Genomic DNA, 21,220 nt, shown 5'->3' on the forward strand with positions numbered 1-21,220 from the left:
ACAGAGATCGACGTTCCGTCGCAGTCAAGCATGAGAGGGGGAAGAGAGAGGGGGGGCGGCCCGGCTTCTCAGTCGGGGGGGCGTTAAGGCCGGGCCGCCACAGACGACGTCGGGGTTGGGGGGGCGTCCGACGGGTCCGACTGTGAGAACTGACAACCGCGCGGTTGGTTCCGCCGGTTTCGGCGTGTTAGCCACGATTATCGAACAAGACTCGTTTTTCTCGCTGAACCGCCGATTTCTCGGGCCGGGCGGACCAGTCCGATACAGTAGGAGCGTTGCGCATGGGCCGGATTCTGGGGGTGCTGGGGGGCATGGGCCCGGCGGCGACGCTGGCCTTCCTGACGCGGGTGCAGGCCCTGACCCCGGCGTCGCGCGACGAGGACCACATCCGCGTCATCGCCGACATCAACCCCCAGGTGCCCAACCGCCATACCCAGCCCGAGGCGGCGGGCCGGACCCTTGGCGAGATGGCGCGAGCGCTGAAGACGGCGGGGGCCGAGATCCTGGCCATGCCGTGCAACACGGCCCACGCCCACGCCGAGGCCATCCGCGCGGCGGGCCTGCCCTTCATCGACATGGTGGCGGAAACCGCCCGAGCGGCGGGAGCGGCCGGCGCGCGGCGCATCGGCGTCCTGGCCACGCCGGGCGGCGAGGCCCTGTATGCGGCGGCCCTGGCGGCCGAGGGGCTGGAGATGGTCGCCCCCTCCCCCGCCGATCGCGAGCGCTTCATGCGGGTGGTGTTCGGGGTCAAGGCCGGCGACCTCGGCGAGGGCCAGCGGGCGGCGATGCGCGAGATGGCCGAGGCCCTGGTCGCGGCCGGGGCCGAGGCGGTCATCGGCGGCTGCACCGAGGTGCCGCTGCTGCTGGCGGCGGAGGCGGTCCCGGTTCCACTGATCGACTCGGCCGAGGTGCTGGCGCGCGCCTGCGTGGCGGCCTGCCGCTAGGGCGGCGCTCAGCCCTCTTCCGACGGGCCCTTCCTGCCCATCAGCGGCGCCAGCAGGCTGTTGACCTCGTCCATCTGGCCCTGGCCGACGGCGGCGCGTTTTTCCAAAGCGGCGGCGCGGGCGGCGAGCGCCCGCGCCTTCTCGGCGCGCGGATCGTGCTCGGGCGCGGCGGCCAGGACCGGAAGACGCGCCTCCAACTCGGCGATCAGGGCGTCGAAGCGCGCCTGATTCATGGTCTCGCCCTGCTCGAACAAGGCGATGGCTTCCTCGAGAGCGGCTTCGAAAGCGGCTTGGTCAGGCATCAGGCTCATCCTCTTATGCTTACGCTTTTCAATGAGCGGAGCCCAAGGGCGGTTCCGCCTTGGCCGTGGCGCACGAACGGTTTACGGGCCAGAGATCCACTTTTCCGACGACCGGAGCGCCCATGCGGACCGCCCACGCCCTCGCCCGCCCGCTGTTGATTGCCGCCCTGCTGGGCCTGGCCGCCTGCGAGCGCACCGCCTCGCCGAGGGTGACGGACGTCGCCGAGATTCAGGCGGCGGGCGCCGTCTGCGCCGTGCCGGACGACCTGCGCCCCGCCCGCCCCTATCGCATCCCCGAGGACGAGGTCGCGGCCGACGTGCCGGTCGCCTTCAACATGCTGGCGGTCAGCTGGTCGCCCCAGGCGTGCCGCAGCGGCAAGGACTATCCCGACGCGCAGCACCAGTGCGCCGCCAACCAGTTCGGCCTGACCCTGCACGGGCTGTGGCCCAACGGCGACGGGAACCGCCATCCGCGCTACTGCGCCGCCCCCGGCCCGGCGATGCGGGTCGAGACGGTGCGGCGGCATTTCTGCATGATCCCCTCGCCTTCGCTGCAGCAGCACGAGTGGGCGGCGCACGGCACCTGCGGCTGGGACAGCCCCGAGGCCTATTTCGCCCAGGCGGCGAAGATGTGGGACGGGCTGAACAAGCCGGACCTGGAGGCCATCCCCGCCCAGCGCCTGACCGCCGGGGCGATCCGGGACGCCTTCGTCGCCGCCAATCCGGGCTTCCCGCGCGACGGGGTCTTCATCGCCACCACCGACGGCTGGTTCCGCGAGGCGCGGCTCTGCTACTCGAGGGACTATCGCCCGATGCGCTGCCCGCGCGGCCTGGGCGCGCCCGACCACGAGCGGCTGCACCTGGCCCCCAAGGGCGTTCAGCCCGGCGCGCAAACCGCCGGTTAACCAAAACAGGCCAGCCTGACGGTCAGCCGTTCCCGCGGAGGCCGCCATGTCGACCATGCTGACCCAGTCCCGCCGCCGCTCCAGCGACCATTTCCAGCCCGAGGACATGGAGCCGCAGGAACAGCGCCGCCTGCGCGGCCTGCTGGAGCAGATCGACTACGCCGCCTATGTCGCCAACCGCGAACTGATCGGCCACGCCCTGGGCAAGGTCGACGTCGGCGCCTTCCAGAAGCTGGCCGTGCTGACCGCCCAGGCGCGGGCGCGCTGGGGGGCCGAGGCCGTGCGCCTGGCCGAGTCCGGCGCCCCGGCCACCCCCGACCAGGTGGCCCGGCTGACCTCCGCCCGCACCGCCTATGAGGAACTGGCCGAGGCTTATGACGGCCTGCGCCGCATGGTCGAGCGGGGCTATCTGCCGCTGCGATGAGGCGCGCCGCGACGGGGCGGCCGCAGATCTACGGCACGCAATTCGTCCGGATCGGCCAGGAGACGACGCGCGGCGCCTTCGCTCCCGACTTCATGCCCGACGCGGTGCGCGAGGCGACGGGCGTGCCGCGCCTCGCCGAGCAGACGGCGCCCTAGCCCAGCGGCTGAGGCTGGGTGACGACGGGCGCGTCGGGGTCGGTCTGGGTCGGACGCGCGGGCGTCGGCCGGGGACCGGCGGGCGGCGCGGGCGGAGCGGCCTCCGGCGCGGCCGGGGCCGGGGAGGAGGTCTGAGAGGGGACCGCCTGGGCCTCGGACGACGGCGCGACCGTCACGGCCGGCGGCGCGGCGGCCGACGCCGAAGCGGGAGCGCCCGACGAAGCGCCTGATGGGGCGGCCGTGTTGAGGGCGGTCGTCGCGGCGGTCGTGCGCGCCGCACGGGGCGCGGGGCGTCGGACGGCCGCAGGCGCCGCCGAGGAAGCTTCGCCCTGGGCCTCGACGGGAGTCTCGACGGCGACGGCCGGGACCGCATCCGGCCCGGCGTCGAGCGGAGTCTCGATCGGCGCGGGCGCCGCGACGGCAGGCGCCGCGGGCGGCGCCTCGGCGTTGGAGCGGGCCACCAGCCAGACCGCGACCGGGACGCCGACCACCGCCGCCGCCACCCCGGCGTAGAGGGGCCAGCGGCCGCGTCCCGACGCCGCGGCGCGCTTCGGAGCGGGAACGAAGACGGGCTCGGGCGCGGGCTCGACGATCGGCGGCGCGGCGACGGCGCGCGGGGCCTCGATGGGCGCAGCGGCGGCGGGCGCGGACGGGGCCGGGGCCGGGGGAGCGGCCTGGGGCGCAGGTTGAGGCGCCGGCTGGGGGGCGGACGGCGCGACGGCGGGCAAGGGACGCGGCGTCAGGTCGACGGGAGGCGTCGGAGCCTGGGGCGCGGGCGTCGGCGCCGCGGCGGGCGCGCGGCGCGGCACCAGGGAGCCGCCGAACAGATTGGCGGGGTTCGCGGCCGTGCGCGGCGACGGCGATGGCTGGACCGGGGTCGGCTGCGGGCGCGGCTGGGGCTTGGCCTGAGGCTGGGGGTGCGGCGGCATGGCCGTCAGCCGGGCCAGGCCCTCGTCGCGCGGCAGGGGGCCGACGCGAAACACCGCCTGGGGCGGACGGCCCCAGACGATCTGGCCGCGACGGAAGGGCTCGGCCGACGACAGGCCCTGAGGCACGCCTTGGGGCACGCCTTGGGGGGGCAGGCCTTCAGGGGCGGAAGCGGCGTTCGGCTTGGACTCGGCGTCGGACATTCGGTCTCCGGCGCCGGGGGGCGCCCATCAGGTCGAAAGGCGAGGAAGGCGCGAAAGTGAGCGGGGAGTTCGGCGCTTTCGTGACACGCGCCCCGCCGTTTTCGACCTCAGTTCTTCAGACGATAGCCCGTCTTGAAGATCCAGCCCACCACCCCCAGGCAGGCGAAGAAGAAGCCCAGCGTCGCCGTCAGGCTGAGGCCCACGCTGACGTCGCCGATGCCGTAGAAGGCCCAGCGGAAGCCCGAGATCAGATAGACCACCGGGTTGAACAGGGCCACGGTGCGCCAGCCCTCGGGCAGCATGTCGATCGAATAGAAGGCGCCGCCCAGGAAGGTCAGGGGGGTGATGATCAGCATGGGCACGAGCTGAAGCTGCTCGAAATTCTGCGCCCATATGCCGATGATGAAGCCGAACAGGGCGAAGGTGGTCGAGATCAGAATCAGGAAGGCCAACATCCAGAAGGGGTGCAGGATGTGCAGCGGCACGAACAGCGCCGCCGTGGCCAGGATGATCAACCCCAGGACCGCCGACTTGGTCGCCGCCGCCCCGACATAGGCCAGCACGATCTCGAGCGAGGACACTGGGGCCGACAGGATCTCGTAGATGGTGCCGGTGAATTTCGGGAAGTAGATCCCGAACGACGCATTGAAGATCGACTGGGTGAACAGGCTGAGCATGATCAGCCCCGGCACGATGAAGGCGCCGTAGGCGACGCCGCCGACCTCGGTCATGCGGCTGCCGATGGCCCCGCCGAAAACGACGAAATAGAGCGACGTCGTGATGACCGGCGTCACCAGCGACTGCCACAGGGTGCGCAGTGAGCGGGCCATCTCGAAGCGGTAGATGGCCCAGACGCCGTAGCCGTTGAAGCGCATCACGCCGCCTCCTCCTCGCGATCACGGTGGACCAGGCTGACGAAGATGTCCTCCAGCGAGCTCTGGCGGGTGTTCAGGTCCTTGAAGCCCAGCCCCAGGTCCGACAGGCGGCGCAGCAGGGACGGCACCCCGGTCTTCTCGGCGTGGGAATCGAAGACGTATTCCAGCTCGGCGCCGCCGTTCTTCAGCTCCAGCGGCCAGTCGGCGAGTTCGGCCGGCAGGGCGGCCAGCGGCTCCTGAAGGTTCAGGGTCAGGGTCTTCCGACCCAGCTTGCGCATCAGGTCGGCGGTGTTCTCGACCAGGATCAGCTCCCCCTTGAGGATGACGCCGACGCGGTCGGCCATCTCCTCGGCCTCCTCGATGTAGTGGGTGGTCAGGATGATGGTCACGCCCCCGTCCCGCAGGCGGCGCACCAGGGCCCACATGTCGCGGCGCAGTTCGACGTCCACCCCCGCCGTGGGCTCGTCCAGGAACAGGATGTCCGGCTCGTGGCTGAGCGCCTTGGCGATCATGACGCGGCGCTTCATCCCGCCCGACAGGGTCATGATCTTGGCGTCCTTCTTGTCCCACAGGCTGAGGTCGCGAAGGATGCGCTCGATGAGGGCCGGGTTCGGCGGCTTGCCGAACAGGCCGCGGCTGAAGGTGACGGTGGCCCAGACGGTCTCGAAGGCGTCGGTGGTCAGTTCCTGCGGCACCAGGCCGATGTGCGAGCGGGCCGCGCGATACTCCGTCAGGATGTCGTTGCCGGCGGCATGGATGGTTCCCGTCGTCGGGGTGACGATGCCGCAGACGATGGAGATCATCGTCGTCTTGCCCGCCCCGTTCGGACCCAGGAGGGCGAAGATCTCGCCCTTCTCGATCTCCAGATTCAGGTGCTTCACGGCCTGGTGGCCGGTCTTGTAGGTCTTGGTCAGGCCCTGGATGGCGATGACGGCTGGCATGTTCAGACCTCTCCTGGCGGCGTCAGAGTTAGACAGGCCTTGAAGGCGCGCTCAAGGGGGAGCTGACGACCCCTCTCCCGCCGGGAGAGGGGTCGATAGGACGAGCAGCCAGCTCCTATAGGCAGTATAGTTCGGCGCGAACCGCACAGGACGACCGTCATGTCCCCTCGCCGTTTTCTGCCCCTCCTCGCCGCGCTCAGCCTCGTGGCCTGCAACGGCTCGTCGACCCTGTCGCCGCTGGCCGGGTTCGGCGCCGACCCGCAACTGCCCGCGCCCCGGCCCCAGGCCATCCCCACGGTGAAGATCGCCCCCGCCGTCGGCTGGCCCCAGGACCGCACGCCGGTCGCGGCCCCCGGCCTGGCGGTCCAGGCCTTCGCCCTGGGGCTGGAGCATCCGCGCTGGCTCTATGTCCTGCCCAACGGCGACGTTCTGGTCGCCGAGTCCAACGCCCCGCCCAAGCCGGCCGGGACGGAGGGCGGCCTGCGCGGGGCCATCGAGCGCAGCATCATGACGCGCGCCGGGGCGGGCGTGCCCAGTCCCGACCGCATCGTCCTGCTGCGCGACGCCGACGGCGACGGGACGGCCGAGACGAGAAGCGTCTTCATGGAGGGGCTGACCTCGCCCTTCGGCATGGCCCTGATCGGGGACCGGCTCTATGTCGCCAACGCCGACGCCGTGGTCGTCGTGCCCTATCAGACGGGCCAGACGCGCATCACGGCGACCCCGGCCAAGGTCGCGGACCTGCCCGCCGGGCGCAATCACCACTGGACCAAGAGCCTGGTCGCCAGCCGCGACGGCTCCCGCCTCTACGTCGGCGTCGGCTCCAACTCCAACATCGGCGAGAACGGGCTGGACGAGGAGGTCGACCGCGCCGCCATTCTGGAGATCGACCCGGCCACGGGGGCGCGTCGCGTCTTCGCCTCGGGCCTGAGAAACCCGGTCGGCCTGGCCTGGAACCCCGAGGACGGGCGCCTGTGGGTCGCCGTCAACGAACGCGACGCCCTCGGCGACGACCTCGTGCCCGACTATATGACGGCGGTGACGCCGGGCGGTTTCTACGGCTGGCCGTGGAGCTATTTCGGCCAGAACGTCGATGCGCGGGTGACGCCCGCCCAGCCCGAGAAGGTCGCCCGTGCGATCAAGCCGGACTACGCCCTGGGCGCGCACACGGCCTCGCTGGGCCTGACCTTCTATACGGGGGCGCTCGTGCCCCAGTGGCGCAACGGGGCGATCATCGGCCAGCACGGCTCGTGGAACCGCAACCCGCCTTCGGGCTACAAGGTCGTCTTCGTGCCCTTTCGCGAGGGCCGACCGGCCGGACCGCCGCAGGATGTCCTGACCGGCTTCCGCAATGACAAGGGCGAGGCCATGGGGCGGCCCGTGGGAGTGGCGGTCGATGCGCGCGGCGGCCTGCTGGTCGCCGACGACGTGGGGAATGCGGTCTGGCGGGTGGTCCCGGCGTCCCGGCCGTGACGCCGCCGCCAAGGTGATCTTGCCCGAGCGACAGTCGTGAAGCCGTCGTCGTCAGGTCTTCGCCTCTCGCCGTCTTGCCTGTCTCTTGCCGCGCCGCCGGGCCCAAGTTGACGCAAGGGCGGCGTTCAACTTGACCTCGGGTCATCGAAAAGGACACGGGGGCCGCTTTTCTTGCGGCCTCGCCCGCCTGCGGCCCGACGCCCGGTTGACCCGGCGCGGTGCGCCGTTCATCACCATGGAACGAAACAATTGATCAGGAAGAGGCGGCGCACCTATGGGACTGGCGGCAAACATCCGGCGTGACATCAAGTTCGCTGGCGGGCTGTTCCGGCTCCTGAAGCGCATCAAGCCCATCGCGCTCGACAGCGACGTCCTGGTCTGCGACGACCTCGAGGAGGCGATCGACAAGTTCGGCCCCAACATCGCCGTCGAGGACGAGCACCGCAAGCTCACCTATCGCGAGTTCGAGGCCCTGGCGAACCGCTACGCCAACTGGGCCAAGGGACGGAACCTGAAGCGTTCGGACGTCATCGCCCTGGTGATGCACAACCGCGTGGAATACGTCGCCGCCTGGTTCGGCTTCTCCAAGGTCGGGATCGCCACCGCCCTGATCAACAACAACCTCGGCGGCGCCGCCCTGGCGCACTGCCTGAGCCTGTCGGGCGCCTTCAACGTGGTGACGGACGAGGACTGCTGGCGCGCCGTCGAGGAGGCGCGCCCCCTGGTCGATCGCAACCTGATGCTGTGGGTCCACGGCCTGGGCGAGGAGAACGAGACCAATGCGCGGCGCGACCTGGACAACGCCGTGCGCAGCGCCTCCTCGGTGCGGCCCGACCGGGCGATCCGCCAGGGCCTGACCAACCGCGACACGGCCCTGTTCATCTTCACCTCGGGCACCACCGGCCTGCCCAAGGCCGCGCGCATCCCGCATTCGCGGGCGCGGACCTATATGCGCGCCTTCGCCGGGGCCACCGCCTCGACGACCAAGGACGCGCTCTACAACTGCCTGCCGCTGTATCACTCGACCGGGGGCCTGGTCGGCGTCGGCGCGGTGCTGCTGAACGGCGGGCGGCTGATCACGCGCCGGCGCTTCTCGGCCACCCATTTCTGGCCCGACGTGAAGGCCTCGGGCGCGACCATGTTCATCTATATCGGCGAGCTGTGCCGCTATCTGGTCAACAGCCCGCCGAACGAGGACGAGCGGGCGCACAAGCTGCGCCTGGCCTTCGGCAACGGTCTGCGCCCCGACGTCTGGCCCGAGTTCCAGTCCCGCTTCGGCATCAAGGACATCCTGGAGTTCTACGGCTCGACCGAGGGCAACGTCTCCCTGTTCAACTTCGACGGCAAGGCCGGGGCCATCGGCCGGGTGCCGGGCTTCCTGAAGTCGCAGATCAACATCCGCCTGATCGCGCTCGACCCCGAGACGGGCGAGCCCATGCGCGGCTCGGACGGCCTGTGCCGCCAGGTCCCGACCGGCGAGACGGGCGAGGCGATCGGCCTGATCGCCAACGACATCCGTCACGACTTCACCGGCTACGCCGACAGGAAGGCGTCCGAGAAGAAGATCCTGAGCGACGTGTTCAAGCGCGGCGACCGCTGGTTCCGCACCGGCGACCTGATGCGCCAGGACCGCGAGGGCTACCTCTATTTCATGGACCGGCTGGGCGACACCTTCCGCTGGAAGGGTGAGAACGTCTCGACCACCGAGGTCGAACAGCGGCTGAGCGAGGCCCCCGGCGTGCAGGAAGTCATCGCCTACGGCGTGTCGGTGCCCGGCCAGGACGGCAAGGCGGGCATGGTCGGCCTGGTGCTGGGCGGCAAGTTCGACGCCGCCGGCTTCGCCGCCTGGGCCGACGAACAGCTGCCGTCCTATGCGCGGCCGGTGTTCGTGCGCCTGCTGAAATCGGCCGACACCACCGGCACCTTCAAATACCGCAAGGTCGACCTGGTGGCCGACGGCTTCGACCCCGCCAAGGTGGACGGCCCCGTCTATGTGCGCGGCGGCAAGGCCGGCTATCAGAAGCTGACCGCCAAGGCGCATGAGAGCATCCTCAGCGGCGAGACGCGGCTGTAGAGCCAAGCGCCACGCCTCTCCCTCCCCGTCCCGGGGAGGGCGGTCGCGCAGCGACCGGGCGGGGGCGGCGAGGTGATGCGAAGCGCGCTATCCGCGGTGCTTGTCGCCTCGCCCCCGGACAGCTCCCGCTGCCTTCGCTTGCGGCCCTCTTCTGCCCTTGATCCTCGGGCTCGATCGTCGAGCAGACGGACGGCACGATCCTCGGGGCAAGCCCGAGGATGACGGAAAGGGGCGGAGCGGAGCAGGGGTTTTCGGGGACGGCGGCAGGAAATGCGTCTGAATAGCCAAGCCGCCCCCACCCGGCTTCGGCTTCGCCTCAGCCACCCTCCCCGGGACGGGGAGGGAGAGGCGGCGCGCTTTCTCGAATTCTGTCCCGAACCGGGATCGGCGAAACGCGCCCTTAAACATTGACGCTGATAACAAGCGTCCTGACCCCTTAATTCCCGCGCAGGATCTCCGCCTCCGTCATGTTTCAGATCATCGGCATCATCCTGCTGTTCGCCATGGTGTTCGGCAGCTTCCTGCTGCACGGCGGCAAGATGGCGACGATCCTCTATTCGCTGCCCTATGAGCTGATGGCCATCTTCGGCGCAGGGATCGCGGCCTTCCTGATCGGCAACAGCCTGCCGGTCATCAAGGGCGCCCTGTCCGGCTTGGGCAAATGCTTCGCCGGGCCGAAGTGGAAGAAGCAGGACTACAAGGACCTGCTGGGCCTGCTGTTCCAGCTGACGCGGACGATGAAGTCCAAGGGCGTGATCGCCCTGGAAAACCACATCGAAAAGCCCGCCGAGAGCCCGATCTTCCAGAAATACCCCAAGGTGCTGAAGGACCATTTCGCCACCGACTTCATCTGCGACACCCTGCGGATGATGACCATGAACCTCGAGGATCCGCACCAGATCGAGGACGCCATGGAAAAGCAGCTGGAGAAGCACCACCACGAAGCCCTGGCCCCCGCCCATGCCCTGCAGACCCTGGCCGACGGCCTGCCGGCCCTGGGCATCGTCGCGGCCGTGCTGGGCATCATCAAGACCATGGGCTCGATCACCGAGCCGCCCGCCGTCCTGGGCAGCATGATCGGCGGCGCCCTGGTCGGCACCTTCCTGGGCGTCTTCCTGGCCTATGGCCTGGTCGGCCCCTTCGCCACGCGCCTCAAATCCATCATCGACGAGGAGTCGGCCTACTACCGCATCATCCAGTCGGTGCTGGTGGCCCACCTGCACGGCAACGCCGCCCAGATCTCGGTCGAGATCGGCCGCGGCGACATCCCCTCCTCGGCCCAGCCCACCTTCCTTGAAATGGAAGAGACCCTGGCCAGCTCCCCGACCGACGCCTGAGGTCGGACGCGCCCCGGCGAACGACCGTCACGGAACGCGAGACGGTCACGACGGTTCTCATGGGATCACGGCCGCGCGCGGCCATGCCCGGAGCAGCCCCATGCCTCTCGCCAGCCCGGCTCGCCGCCTCCTGACGCTCGGCCTGCTGTCAGCCCTGACGTGCGTGGCCGCCTGCGCCGAGTTCCCCCTGCGGCCGTCAGCCCCGGAGCCGACGCCGCCGACCCTGCCGACCGATCAGGACGAACCGCCCTACGACTCGATGAATCCGACGGCGCCTCCGCCCATCCCCCCGGACAGGGCCTGACACCGGCGGAACGTCCGGTCGTGCGCGGCTGTCGACGCGGGGCGGCGCCGCAGGAACGGGGGCCGCTCCAACGGACTTCACGAACCCGTGAGAAATCGCTTGCGCTTCTCCTCACGAAGCCGTTATCACTCCTTCAGCGAGGTTCATGGTCTCGCTTTTACCTTCTGAAGGAAGAAACCTATGCGCATCACCGCTCTGATCGCCGCTTCGGCCGCCGCCCTGGCTCTGGCCGCTTGCCAGCCCGCCGCCACCGACAAGGCTGAAGAAGCCGCCGCCGACGCCACCGCCGCCGCCGACACCGCTGCCGACGCCGCCGCCACCGCCGACGCCGCTGCGACCGACGCCGCTGCCGCCGCTGGCGAAGCCGCTGCTCCGGCCGCCGACGCCGCTGCCCCGGCTGCTGCTCCGGCTGCCGCTCCGGCCGCCCCGGCTGCCTAAGACTTCACAGTCTTAAATCGCGGTCTCCGGACCGTGATGAGAAAGGGATCGTCTTCGGACGGTCCCTTTTTTCATGCGCGCTTCCGTCCCGCCCCCGGGGTCGATAGACCGGCCGTCATGACCGCCCCGACCGACATCGCGCCCGAGCCCGCAGCCGAACGCGCCGAAGACGACGCCTCGCCCCAACTGGTGTGGGCCGATGACGGCTCGCCCCGGTCGGGCCGATTCGGCGACGTCTACTTCTCCAAGGACGACGGCCTGGCCGAGACCCGCGCGGTCTTCCTGCAGGGCTGCGGCCTGCCCGAAGCCTGGAGCGGGGCCAGGGCCGGACGCTCCGCCTTCACCGTGGCCGAACTGGGCTTCGGCACCGGACTGAACATCGTGGCCCTGCTGGACCTGTGGCGACGGACGCGGCCCGAAGACGGGCGGCTCAAGGTCTTCTCCATCGAGGGCTTCCCCCTGACGCGCGAGGAGGCCGCGCGCGCCCTGGCCGCCTGGCCGGAGCTGGCCGAGACCGCCGCCGGGGTGCTCGAGGTCTGGCCCGCGGGGACGCCGGGCTTTCACCGTCTGGACCTGCCGCAGTGGGGCGCGACGATCGACCTGGCCGTCGGCGACGCCCGGTGGGCGCTGGAGCAATGGTCGGGACCGGCCGACGCCTGGTTCCTGGACGGCTTCTCGCCCGCGCTGAACCCCGGCATGTGGTCGCCCGAGATCCTGGCCCTGGTCGCGGCCCGCTCAGCGCCCGGCGCGCGGCTGGCCACCTTCACCGTCGCGGGCGCGGTGCGGCGCGGCCTGGCCGAGCATGGCTTCGCCGTCGAGAAGAAGCCCGGCCACGGGCGCAAGCGCGAGCGGCTGGAGGCGCGCATGGCGGGCGACGCGGCCGCCGCCGGCCGCCCGCGTCATGTCGCCGTGATCGGCGCCGGGATCGCCGGAGCGGCCGCCGCGCGCGCCCTGCTCGCCGAAGGGGCGCGCGTCACCGTGGTCGAGGCCGAGGGCTCCGGCGCCGGGGCCTCGGGCTTTCCCGCCTCCCTGGTCACGCCCCGGCTGGACGCGGGCGACGCCCTGATCGCCGGCTTCCACGCCCAGGCGCTGGAGCGGGCGGGCGCCCTCTATCGCGCCCTGCCGGACGCCGTGGTCGCCGAGGGGGTCCTGCAGCTGGAGCAGGCCCCGCGCGACGCGACCCGCTTCGACAAGATCGCCGCCCAGCCGCTGTGGCCCGAGGGGGCGATGCGGCGACTGGCCCCCGCCGCCTGTTCCGAGCGCCTGGGCGAACCCACCACGCGCGGCGGGCTGATGATGGCGCAGGCCCTGGCCGTGCGGTCCTCCGCCGTGCTGGAGCCTTGGCTCAAGGGGGCGGAGCGAATCGCCGCGCGCGTGGGACGGCTGGAGCCGACGGCCAGGGGCTGGCGCGTGCTCGCCGAGGACGGCGCTCTCCTGATCGAAGTGGACGCGGTGGCGCTGGCGGCGGGCTGGGGCTCGGCCGCCCTGGCGCCCGAGCTGTCGCTGTCGCCGGTCGCGGGCCAGGCGGACTGGGTCGAAGGCGTCGCGGCCCCGCCCCCTGCCGCCTGGGGCGGCTACGTCGCGCCGACCGGCCAGGGCCTGCTCTACGGCGCCACCCACGACCGCGGCATGGAGACGCCGCAACCGTCGGACGCGGCCACGGCCCGCAACCGCGCGACCCTGGCCGCCGTTCTGCCCCGCCTGGCCGAGACGGCCGAGACGGCGCCGCGCGGCGGCCGGCGCACCGCCGTGCGCGCCACCACGCCGGACCGCCTGCCCCTGTGCGGCGAACGCCGGCCGGGCATGTTCGTCCTGACCGGCCTCGGATCGCGCGGCTTCTGCGTCGCGCCGCTGCTCGGCGAGCACCTGGCGGCCCTGATCCTGGGGCGCGCGTCGCCGCTTCCCGCCGAGGCGGCGCGACGGCTGGCGCCCGGTCGCCAGACCGCGCAACCGGCGCCCGCCGCGGACGTTTGACAGCAAAGGTTCATCGACGACCGGCTAGACTGTCGGCCCGCGCTGGTTTCCGCCCCTGGAGTTTCGCCATGTCCCGACGCCCCTCGCTGATCGCGGCCCCCTTTCTCGGCGTCCTGGCCCTCGGCGCCCTGGCCGCCTGCGCGCCGATGACGGCGCCGGGCGCCGACGCCGCCGCGACCGCCTCGACCGGGGCGCGCAAATGCCTGTTTCAGGACGACGTGCGCAGTTTCCGCGTCTCGCGGGAGAGCCGGAGCGTCTATGTGCGCGGCCTGGGCAAGACGGTGTATCGCCTGGAGGTGATGGGCGCCTGCCCGGAACTGGCCGATGCGCTGGCGATCGGCTTCGCGCCGCTGGGCGGCGGGAACAACCTGTGCACGGGCGACTATACCCGCCTGGTCGTCGGCGGCTCGCACGCGCCCCTGCCCTGCAGCGTGCGCATGACGGGCGCCCTGTCCGAGGCCGAGGTCGCCGCCCTGCCCGAGCGCGACCGCCCCTGACGGGGCGTCGCCGGCCGGATTACATCGGCGTAATAGCGGCCGAGTCCGTTTGAGCCGGGGTCGTCGAGAGGGTAAGTAGCGTTGCTATGCCCGCGCCGCCGGACAGAAGGTCAGCGTGCGTGACTGAACGCTTAACCTCCCAGGATATCCTCGTGGCGATTTCTCGACGCTTTCCGGCCCGGCTGACCGCTTCCCTGGCCCTCGCCCTGGCGGCAAGCCTGACCCTGGCCGCCTGCGGCGGACACGACAAGGCCGCCGAGAAGAAGGAAGGCGCCTCGCGCCAGACCGTCAGCGCGGCGACGGCGACCTCGGTCGCCCTGCCCTACACCGTGGTGGCGTCGGGCACGGTCTCGGCCTGGGAAGAGGTGCCGGTCGGCGCCGAGACCGGCGGGCTGACCGCGGTCGCCCTCTATGTCGACGAAGGCTCCTACGTCCGCCAGGGTCAGCCCCTGGTGCAGATGAACGACGTCCTGCTGAAGGCCCAGCTGCGCCAGCAGCAGGCGGCGGTGCAGACGGCCGAGGCCAACGCCGCGCGTGACGACGCCGCCCTGGCCCGCGCCCAGGAGCTGAAGGCGCGCGGCTTCCTCAGCCAGGCCTCGCTGGACAACGCCCTGGCCGACCAGCGGTCCTCGGCCGCCGGACTGGCCTCGGCCCGGGCCTCTCTGGCCGAGACCCAGACCCGCCTGTCGCAGGCCACCATCCGCGCCCCCGTCAGCGGCCTGATCATCAGCCGCAGCGTCACCAAGGGCCAGATCATCACCGCCGGAACCGAGCTGTTCCGCATGGTCCGCGACGGCCGGCTGGAGCTGGACGCCCAGGTGCCCGAGACGGAGCTGCCCCTGGTCCAGGCGGGCCAGAGCGCCACCATCACCGCCAGCCAGGCGGGCCAGACCACCGGCACGGTGCGGATCGTCACTCCCGAGGTCGACCGCCAGACCCGCCTGGGCCTGGCCCGCATCAGCCTGGCGCCCGGCAGCGGGCTGAAGCCCGGCATGTTCGCCCGCGCCGCCATCGAGGCGGGCGCCCGCCCGGCCACGGTCGTGCCGACCGACTCGGTCCTGTACCGCAGCAACAAGGCCGGGGTGTTCGTGCTGAACGCCGATTCCTCGGTGCGCTTCACCCCGGTGACGGTGTTGTCGCGGCGCGACGACCAGACCTCGGTCGAGGGCGTGGCCGCGGGGGCCCGCGTTGTGGTGGCCGGCGCCGGCTTCCTCAACGACGGGGACAAGGTGACGGTGGCCGCCGCCGCACCCGCAGCCCCCGCCGCCCCCCAGGCGCCCGCCAAGAAGTAAGGCCCGGCCATGAATCAGATTTCCGCCTGGGCGATCAAGAACCCCATCCCGGTCATCCTGCTGTTCCTGCTGCTGACGCTGGGCGGGGTGACCGGCTTCATGGGGATGCGGATCAACAACAACCCCGACATCGACTTCCCCCTGGTCGCCGTCACGGCCGCCCGGCCCGGCGCCGCGCCGTCGGAGATGGAGGTCCAGGTCACCCGGGTGATCGAGGATTCGATCGCCGGCCTGTCGGGCGTGCGCCACGTCTATTCCAACGTCTCGGACGGGGTGTCCTCGACCACCATCGAGTTCGAACTGGGCACCGACACGGAACGCGCCACCAACGACGTGCGCAACGCCATGAGCATGGTGCGCGCCAGCCTGCCCCAGGACATGCAGGAGCCGACGGTCCAGCGCATCGACATCACCGGCGACGCCCTGATCACCTATGTGGTGCGCTCGCCCACGATGACGCCGGAGCAGATCAGCTGGTTCATCGACAACGAGATGAGCCGCGCCCTGCTGGCCCTGGGCGGGGTCGGCGAGGTCAACCGCTCGGGCGGGGTCGACCGCGAGATCCGCGTCGAGCTGGATCCGCAGCGTCTGAGCGCCTACGGCGTCACGGCCGCCCAGGTCAGCCAGGCCCTGACCGGAGTGAACAACAACCTGCCCGGCGGCCGCGTCACCATCGCCGGGTCCGAGCGCGCCGTTCGCACCCTGGGCGCCGCCGGCTCGGTGGCGCAGTTGCGCGAGACCCTGGTGCCCGTCGGCGGCGGCAAGAGCGTGCGCCTGGGCGATCTGGGCACGGTCGTCGACAAGTGGAGCGAGCCGCGCCGCCTGGCCCGCTACAACGGCCAGGAAGCCGTGACCTTCAACTTCCTGCGCTCGCGCGAGGCCAGCGAGGTCAAGGTCTCGGAGAAGGTCCGCGCCGAGGTCGAGAAGATCGACGAGCGCCACCCGGAACTGACCATCGAACAGGTCACCTCCAGCGTGAAATACATCGAGGAGTCCTATCTCGCGTCGCTGGAGGCGCTGCTGCTGGGCGCCGTGCTGGCGGTCATCGTGGTGTGGATCTTCCTGCGCGACTGGCGCGCGACCCTGATCGCGGCGACGGCCATGCCGATGTCGCTGATCCCGACCTTCGCCATCCTGGGGCCGATGGACCAGTCGCTGAACGTGGTGACCCTGCTGGCCCTGTCGCTGACCATCGGCATCCTGGTCGATGACGCCATCGTCGAGATCGAGAACATCGTCCGCCACATGCGCGACGGCAAGCCGCCCTACGACGCCGCCTTCGAGGCCGCCGACGAGATCGGCCTGGCGGTGGTGGCCACGACCGGCACCATCATCGCCGTGTTCGCGCCCGTCGGCTTCATGCCCGGCATCATCGGCCAGTTCTTCAAGGCCTTCGCCCTGGCCGCCTGCATCAGCGTCTTCTTCTCCCTGGTGGTGGCGCGCCTGCTGACGCCGCTGATGGCGGCCTATCTGCTGAAACACACCAGGCACGAGGACAAGGACCCCTTCTGGATGGCGGGCTATCTGCGCGCCCTGAAGTGGAGCCTGCGCCACCGCTGGATCGTCTTCGTCCTGGGCGGGGCCTTCCTGTTCGGCTCGATCGGCCTGTCCGTCGCGGCCAAGATGTCGTTCGAGTTCATGTCGCCGTCCGACGAGAGCCGCGCCGCCTTCCAGGTCGAACTGCCGCCGGGCGCCACCCTGCGCCAGACCGACGCCGTGGTGCAGCAGGTCACGCGCCGCCTGAACGAACGGCCCGAGGTCACCTCGGTCTTCGCCTCGATCGGCGGCCAGAGCGTGAACCAGGCCAACGTCTATGCCGACATGACGCCCAAGGGCGAGCGCGACCTGAGCCAGCAGGCCTTCCAGCGCGTCATGGTCGACGAGCTGAAACAGATCCCCGGCGCCCGCATCCGCGCCGGCATCTCGCAGCAGGGCGGCGGTCCCGGCGACGGCACCAGCTACACCTTCTCCATCCTGGGCGACGACCCCGTCGCGCTGGAGGCCGCGGCCCGCAAGGTCGAGGAGGAGATGCGCGGGGTGAAGGGCCTGGCCAATGTGGTCAACACCGCCGCCATCGCCCGGCCGGAGATCCTGGTCACGCCGCGCCCGGACGAGGCGGCCTTGCTGGGCGTCTCGGCGGGGGCGATCTCCCAGGCCGTGCGCGTGGCCACCATCGGCGACGTCGAGCAGAACCTGCCCAAATACAATCTGGGCGACCGCCAGATTCCGATCCGCCTGCAGCTGACCGAAGAGGCGCGCCAGGATCTGAACGTGCTGGAGAGCCTGCGCGTGCCGACGGCCTCGGGCGCGTCGGTGCCGCTGAGCGCCGTGGCCGACATCGAGTTCGGCGCCGGCCCGGCCACGGTCAGGCGTCAGGACCGCTCGCGCATCGCCTCGATCTCGGCGGAGCTGGACGGCATCACCACCGGCGCGGCGGGCCAGGCGGTCAACCGCCTGCCTTCGGTGAAGAACCTGCCCGCCGGCGTGCGCCAGGTGCCGGCCGGCGACGCCGAGTTCATCCAGGAGATGCTGATCGGCTTCGGCATCGCCTTCCTGTCGGGCATCCTGCTGATGTACGCGGTGCTGACGCTGCTGTTCAAAAGCTTCGCCTATCCGGTCACCATCATGGCGGCCCTGCCCCTGGCCATCGGCGGCGCCTTCATCGCCCTGGTGATCGCGGGCAAGAGCTTCTCGATGTCGGCCCTGATCGGGGTGCTGATGCTGATGGGCATCGCGGCCAAGAACTCCATCCTGCTGGTCGACTACGTCATCATGGCCGAGAAGAGCGGGCTCTCCCGCTTCGACGCCATCATGGACGCCGCCCACAAGCGGGCGCGGCCGATCCTGATGACCACCTTCGCCATGGGGGCGGGCATGGTGCCCATCGCCATCGGCTGGGGCGCCGACGTGGAATTCCGCTCGCCCATGGCGGTCGCGGTGGTGGGGGGCTGATCTCCTCGACCTTCCTGTCGCTGCTCTACATCCCGGCGGTGTTCACCATCATCGACGACATCGCCGGCTTCGGACGGCGCCTGCTGGGCCGGATGTTCGCCGGCCAGCGGAGACTGGCGGGGGAGCGCCACACTCCGGCGGAGTGAGGCCAGCCTCAAGGTTGAACGATGAAAGCCCCCGGTCGCAAGGCCGGGGGTTTTTTCTATTTCCTCCCTTCCCCCTCGATGGGGGAAGGGCCGGGGATGGGGGTGGGCGCGCGACGATAGGGACGCTGCGCGAGAGAGACGCGACGGCGTCTCCACAGCCCGACGGGAGATCGCTTGCCGACACCCCCGCCCAACCCTCCCCCATCGAGGGGGAGGGCTTTTGCCCCCAAACGCAAAAGGGCGGGCCGGATCGCTCCGGCCCGCCCCTCGCTTTCAGACGTCGCGCTGGATCAGTAGCGGACGCGCAGGGTCACGCCGTAGGTGCGCGGCTGGCCCAGGAAGGCGTTGTAGGTCTGGGTGTCCTTCGCCGGGTTGTAGAAGGTGCCGTTCGGCTGAACCGTCGTCTGGAAGGCCGAGCCCTGCAGCGGGGCGTTGATGGCCACCTGCAGGTACTCCTCGTCCGTCAGGTTCTGCCCCCAGATGTCCAGGGCCCAGCGCTCGTCTTCCGAGCCCAGGGTGATGCGGCCGTTCAGCAGGGTCATGGCGTCCTGCATCTTGTAGGGCAGCAGGTCCGAACCCGTGTTGAACTCGGTGGAGTATTTGGCCGACAGGTTCAGGCCCAGCTTCAGCCCGGCCCCGATCGAGCGGTCGAAGGCCATCGAGCCCGTGGCCGACCATTCCGGGGCGAAGGAGGCCCGGGCGCCCGGCAGCAGGGACAGCTGCGGGAAGTTGCTCGGGTTGGTCAGGTCGGCGGCGACGAAGTGGCCGTACTTGGTGTCGGTGTAGGTCGCGCCGCCGTGGAACGACAGGCCCTCGACCGGGGTGAACCAGACGAAGTCGGCGTCCACGCCGCGCGACCTCACCTCGGGGATGGATTCGACCACGAAGGCCGTGCCCAGGAAGGTGTTGAGCTGGAAGTCCTCGAACTTCTGATCGAAGTAGGTGAGGTTGAACAGCACCGTGCGATTGAAGAGGGTGTTTTTCAGGCCCAGCTCATAGCTGTTGACCGTCTCGGCCGGGAAGTAGAGCGAGGCCGTCGGCGTGACGCCCGCCTGCACCCGGTCCAGGTTGTAGCCGAACGACTTGTAGCCGTGGGCGTAGGAGCCGTAGGCCATGACGCTGTCATTGAAGCGGTAGCTGGCCTTGATGGTGCCGGAGAACTCGCCGCCGTTGTTGTCTTCCGAGATGCGACGATTGTCGAACTGAGGATTGGCCCAGGGCAGGCAGATGTTGGCGGTCAGGCGCTGAGCCGTGGAGCTCGCCGCGTCCGCCGGCAGGCCGGCCCCGATGAAGGCGTTGGTCAGGTTGCCGACGTTGCCCAGGGCGCCGCCGCAGGCCGCGCCGTTGGTTCCCAGGTTGTCCTGGACCGCCAGCAGCCGCTTGTTGTCGTTGGTGAAGCGCAGGCCCAGGGTGACGTCGAACTGGTCGGTCAGCTTCACCGTGTTGTTGGTGAAGAAGGCGAGCGATTCCGTCGTCTGGCTGTAGTGGTCCTGCACCCCCTGGCCGACCCCGAAGCCCGGGCCGGTCGGCGCCGTCGGGCCGGCCGGCGCGGCGCCGCCCGTGGCCAGACAGCCGGTCAGGAACTGCGGCGTCGTGCCCGCCCGCGTCAGGCAGCCGATGATGTTGGGGCTCACCGGGATCAGGCCGCCGGTGCCGGTGTTCAGCTGCGACGAAATCAGCAGCGACAGGAAGGGCGTGTAGCCGGCGCCGTACCAGTAGCTGTCGGCGCGGCTGATGTTCTCGCGCGTCAGGAAGGCGCCGACCAGCCAGTCCAGGCGATCGGTGGCGCCCGCCAGGCGGAACTCCTGGGTCAGGTTCTCAAGCTCGAAACCGTAGCCGCCGTCGTTCTGGCGATAGAGCAGGTCGGCGGTGGTGTAGTCGAGGTCCATGCCGTTGACCGCCTGCCAGTTCCGCCAGGAGCTGAGCGAGGTGAAGGTGGCGTTCCACGACGGGATGTCGATGTTGGCCTCGGCCGAGAAGCCCATGTCCTCGACCTGCTGGCCGGTGCTGCGGTTGGCGTAGGCCGTGCGCGAGAAGGGCAGGGGGCCGTTGCCGGCGACGGGCGGCGTTTGCTGGCCGCCGACGGCGACGATGGCGCCATAGGTGTCGGCGGTGCGGATCTGGGTCGAGACGCAGCAGTATTCGTCGCGCTTGGAATAGTCGGCGATCAGGCGGATCGACACGTCGTCCGAGGGCAGGATCAGCAGCTGGCCGCGCGCGGTCCAGAAGTCCTGGTTCTGATCGTCCGTCTCCTGACGCGGGCCGGGGCCGGTGACCACGTCATAGAAGCCGTCGCGCTCGCGCTTGGCCATGTAGAGGCGGCCGGCGATCTGGTCCGTGATCGGGCCGGTGACCGAGCCGGCCACGCCCCAGGCGTTGAAGTTGCCGTAGGTGGCCTCGGCGCTGAAGCCGGGCACGAAGGACGGGGCCTCGGTGATGATGTTGATGACGCCGGCCGAGGTGTTCTTGCCGAACAGGGTGCCCTGCGGCCCCTTCAGCACCTCGATGCGGCTCAGTTCGCCCAGGTCGCCGAAGCCGACGCCGTTGCGCGAGCGATAGACGCCGTCGATGACCACGCCGACCGAGCTTTCCAGGCCGGGGTTGTCGCCGACGGTGCCGACGCCGCGGATGCGGGCGGTGGTCGAGGTCTCGGACTGGGTCGAGGTGACGGTCATGCCCGGCGTCAGGATCTGCAGATCCTTGATGTCGCGCACCCCGGCGCCGTCCAGTTGCTCCTGCGACAGGGTGGTGACCACGATCGGCACGTCCTGCAGGCTCTGTTCGCGCTTCTGGGCGGTGACGATGATCTCGTCCACCCGGGTCGGCGTGTCCTGGGCCGAGGCGGCGCCGGCCGCGCCGAAGGCCGCGACGCCGACCACGGCGGCCGAGGCGGTGCAGCGAAGGATGTGGTTCAAACGCATAAGGCGGCTCCCCGACTCTAGTTGGCCCGACCGCGTTCGCGGCCGTGCGCGATTCCTGTCCCAGATGACCCGCGCTCATTGAACGACGCGAGTTCGCACTCAAAGGGGTAGTCCATGCCCGAGTCACCGACAAGCA

17 protein-coding genes and 1 pseudogene are annotated in these 21,220 nt (G+C 70.7%); 13 read left to right on the forward strand and 5 right to left on the reverse strand.

What is annotated here, in order from left to right; genetic code table 11:
* The first annotated feature begins 281 nt into the window (after positions 1-281).
* Positions 282-944, forward strand: coding sequence for an aspartate/glutamate racemase family protein (locus tag D8I30_RS02725; protein WP_121481376.1), 663 nt, complete (start codon positions 282-284; stop codon positions 942-944).
* A gap of 8 nt (positions 945-952) precedes the next feature.
* Here the strand turns inward: D8I30_RS02725 and D8I30_RS02730 are convergent, their stop codons facing one another.
* A complete protein-coding gene (locus D8I30_RS02730) occupies positions 953-1,246 on the reverse strand; it encodes a hypothetical protein (protein WP_162938792.1) in 294 nt (97 codons plus the stop codon).
* 122 nt (positions 1,247-1,368) lie between these two features.
* Between D8I30_RS02730 and D8I30_RS02735 the strand changes: the two genes are divergently transcribed.
* From D8I30_RS02735 to D8I30_RS14325, 3 genes are read left to right on the forward strand one after another with little or no spacing between them, the layout of a single operon-like run.
* Positions 1,369-2,151: a ribonuclease T2 family protein gene (locus D8I30_RS02735; protein ID WP_240387299.1), complete on the forward strand. Its 783-nt coding sequence runs from the start codon at positions 1,369-1,371 to the stop codon at positions 2,149-2,151.
* Between the two features lie 46 nt (positions 2,152-2,197).
* Positions 2,198-2,575 (forward strand): hypothetical protein, encoded by a 378-nt coding sequence (locus D8I30_RS02740; protein WP_121481378.1) that lies wholly within the window; start codon positions 2,198-2,200, stop codon positions 2,573-2,575.
* Positions 2,572-2,730 carry a hypothetical protein gene (locus D8I30_RS14325; protein WP_162938793.1) on the forward strand — a complete coding sequence of 53 codons (159 nt, stop codon included), beginning with the start codon at positions 2,572-2,574 and terminating at the stop codon, positions 2,728-2,730. The genes D8I30_RS02740 and D8I30_RS14325 overlap by 4 nt, the downstream gene beginning before the upstream one ends.
* On the opposite strand, the gene D8I30_RS02745 is transcribed toward D8I30_RS14325, so the two are convergent.
* From D8I30_RS02745 to D8I30_RS02755, 3 genes are all read right to left on the reverse strand, one after another.
* A complete protein-coding gene (locus D8I30_RS02745) occupies positions 2,727-3,860 on the reverse strand; it encodes a hypothetical protein (protein WP_121481379.1) in 1,134 nt (377 codons plus the stop codon). The genes D8I30_RS14325 and D8I30_RS02745 overlap by 4 nt on opposite strands.
* 107 nt (positions 3,861-3,967) lie before the next feature.
* Positions 3,968-4,735 carry an ABC transporter permease gene (locus D8I30_RS02750; RefSeq protein ID WP_121481380.1) on the reverse strand — a complete coding sequence of 256 codons (768 nt, stop codon included), beginning with the start codon at positions 4,733-4,735 and terminating at the stop codon, positions 3,968-3,970.
* Positions 4,735-5,676: an ABC transporter ATP-binding protein gene (locus D8I30_RS02755; RefSeq protein WP_121481381.1), complete on the reverse strand. Its 942-nt coding sequence runs from the start codon at positions 5,674-5,676 to the stop codon at positions 4,735-4,737. Before D8I30_RS02755 ends, D8I30_RS02750 begins: the two co-directional genes overlap by 1 nt.
* A gap of 159 nt (positions 5,677-5,835) precedes the next feature.
* Between D8I30_RS02755 and D8I30_RS02760 the strand changes: the two genes are divergently transcribed.
* The 9 genes and pseudogenes from D8I30_RS02760 to D8I30_RS02800 all read left to right on the forward strand — a co-directional run bounded on the left by D8I30_RS02760 (position 5,836) and on the right by D8I30_RS02800 (position 18,163).
* On the forward strand, positions 5,836-7,149 hold the full coding sequence (locus D8I30_RS02760; protein ID WP_121481382.1) for a PQQ-dependent sugar dehydrogenase: 1,314 nt from the start codon (positions 5,836-5,838) through the stop codon (positions 7,147-7,149).
* Positions 7,150-7,423: 274 nt separating this feature from the next.
* The gene (locus D8I30_RS02765) at positions 7,424-9,223 is read left to right on the forward strand and encodes a long-chain-acyl-CoA synthetase (protein WP_121481383.1); all 1,800 of its coding nucleotides are present in this window, start codon (positions 7,424-7,426) and stop codon (positions 9,221-9,223) included.
* Positions 9,224-9,690: 467 nt separating this feature from the next.
* A complete protein-coding gene (gene motA / locus D8I30_RS02770; protein WP_121481384.1) occupies positions 9,691-10,560 on the forward strand; it encodes a flagellar motor stator protein MotA in 870 nt (289 codons plus the stop codon).
* A gap of 100 nt (positions 10,561-10,660) precedes the next feature.
* Positions 10,661-10,864: a hypothetical protein gene (locus tag D8I30_RS02775; RefSeq protein WP_121481385.1), complete on the forward strand. Its 204-nt coding sequence runs from the start codon at positions 10,661-10,663 to the stop codon at positions 10,862-10,864.
* 180 nt (positions 10,865-11,044) lie between these two features.
* A complete protein-coding gene (locus tag D8I30_RS14550) occupies positions 11,045-11,302 on the forward strand; it encodes a hypothetical protein (RefSeq protein WP_121481386.1) in 258 nt (85 codons plus the stop codon).
* Positions 11,303-11,419: 117 nt separating this feature from the next.
* Positions 11,420-13,276 (forward strand): tRNA (5-methylaminomethyl-2-thiouridine)(34)-methyltransferase MnmD, encoded by a 1,857-nt coding sequence (gene mnmD / locus D8I30_RS02785; protein WP_121481387.1) that lies wholly within the window; start codon positions 11,420-11,422, stop codon positions 13,274-13,276.
* 68 nt (positions 13,277-13,344) lie between these two features.
* Positions 13,345-13,773 carry a DUF6491 family protein gene (locus D8I30_RS02790; protein WP_121481388.1) on the forward strand — a complete coding sequence of 143 codons (429 nt, stop codon included), beginning with the start codon at positions 13,345-13,347 and terminating at the stop codon, positions 13,771-13,773.
* A 152-nt stretch (positions 13,774-13,925) separates the two neighbouring features.
* Entirely contained in the window at positions 13,926-15,065 is a 1,140-nt protein-coding gene (locus D8I30_RS02795) for an efflux RND transporter periplasmic adaptor subunit (RefSeq protein WP_346426485.1), read from the forward strand.
* A 9-nt stretch (positions 15,066-15,074) separates the two neighbouring features.
* A pseudogene (locus tag D8I30_RS02800) lies at positions 15,075-18,163 on the forward strand (efflux RND transporter permease subunit).
* A 290-nt stretch (positions 18,164-18,453) separates the two neighbouring features.
* On the opposite strand, the gene D8I30_RS02805 reads toward D8I30_RS02800, so the two are convergent.
* Positions 18,454-21,084 (reverse strand): TonB-dependent receptor, encoded by a 2,631-nt coding sequence (locus D8I30_RS02805; RefSeq protein WP_121481390.1) that lies wholly within the window; start codon positions 21,082-21,084, stop codon positions 18,454-18,456.
* Between the last annotated feature and the right edge of the window lie 136 nt (positions 21,085-21,220).

The sequence above is a fragment of the Brevundimonas naejangsanensis genome (genome assembly GCF_003627995.1).
Lineage (GTDB): Bacteria > Pseudomonadota > Alphaproteobacteria > Caulobacterales > Caulobacteraceae > Brevundimonas > Brevundimonas naejangsanensis_B.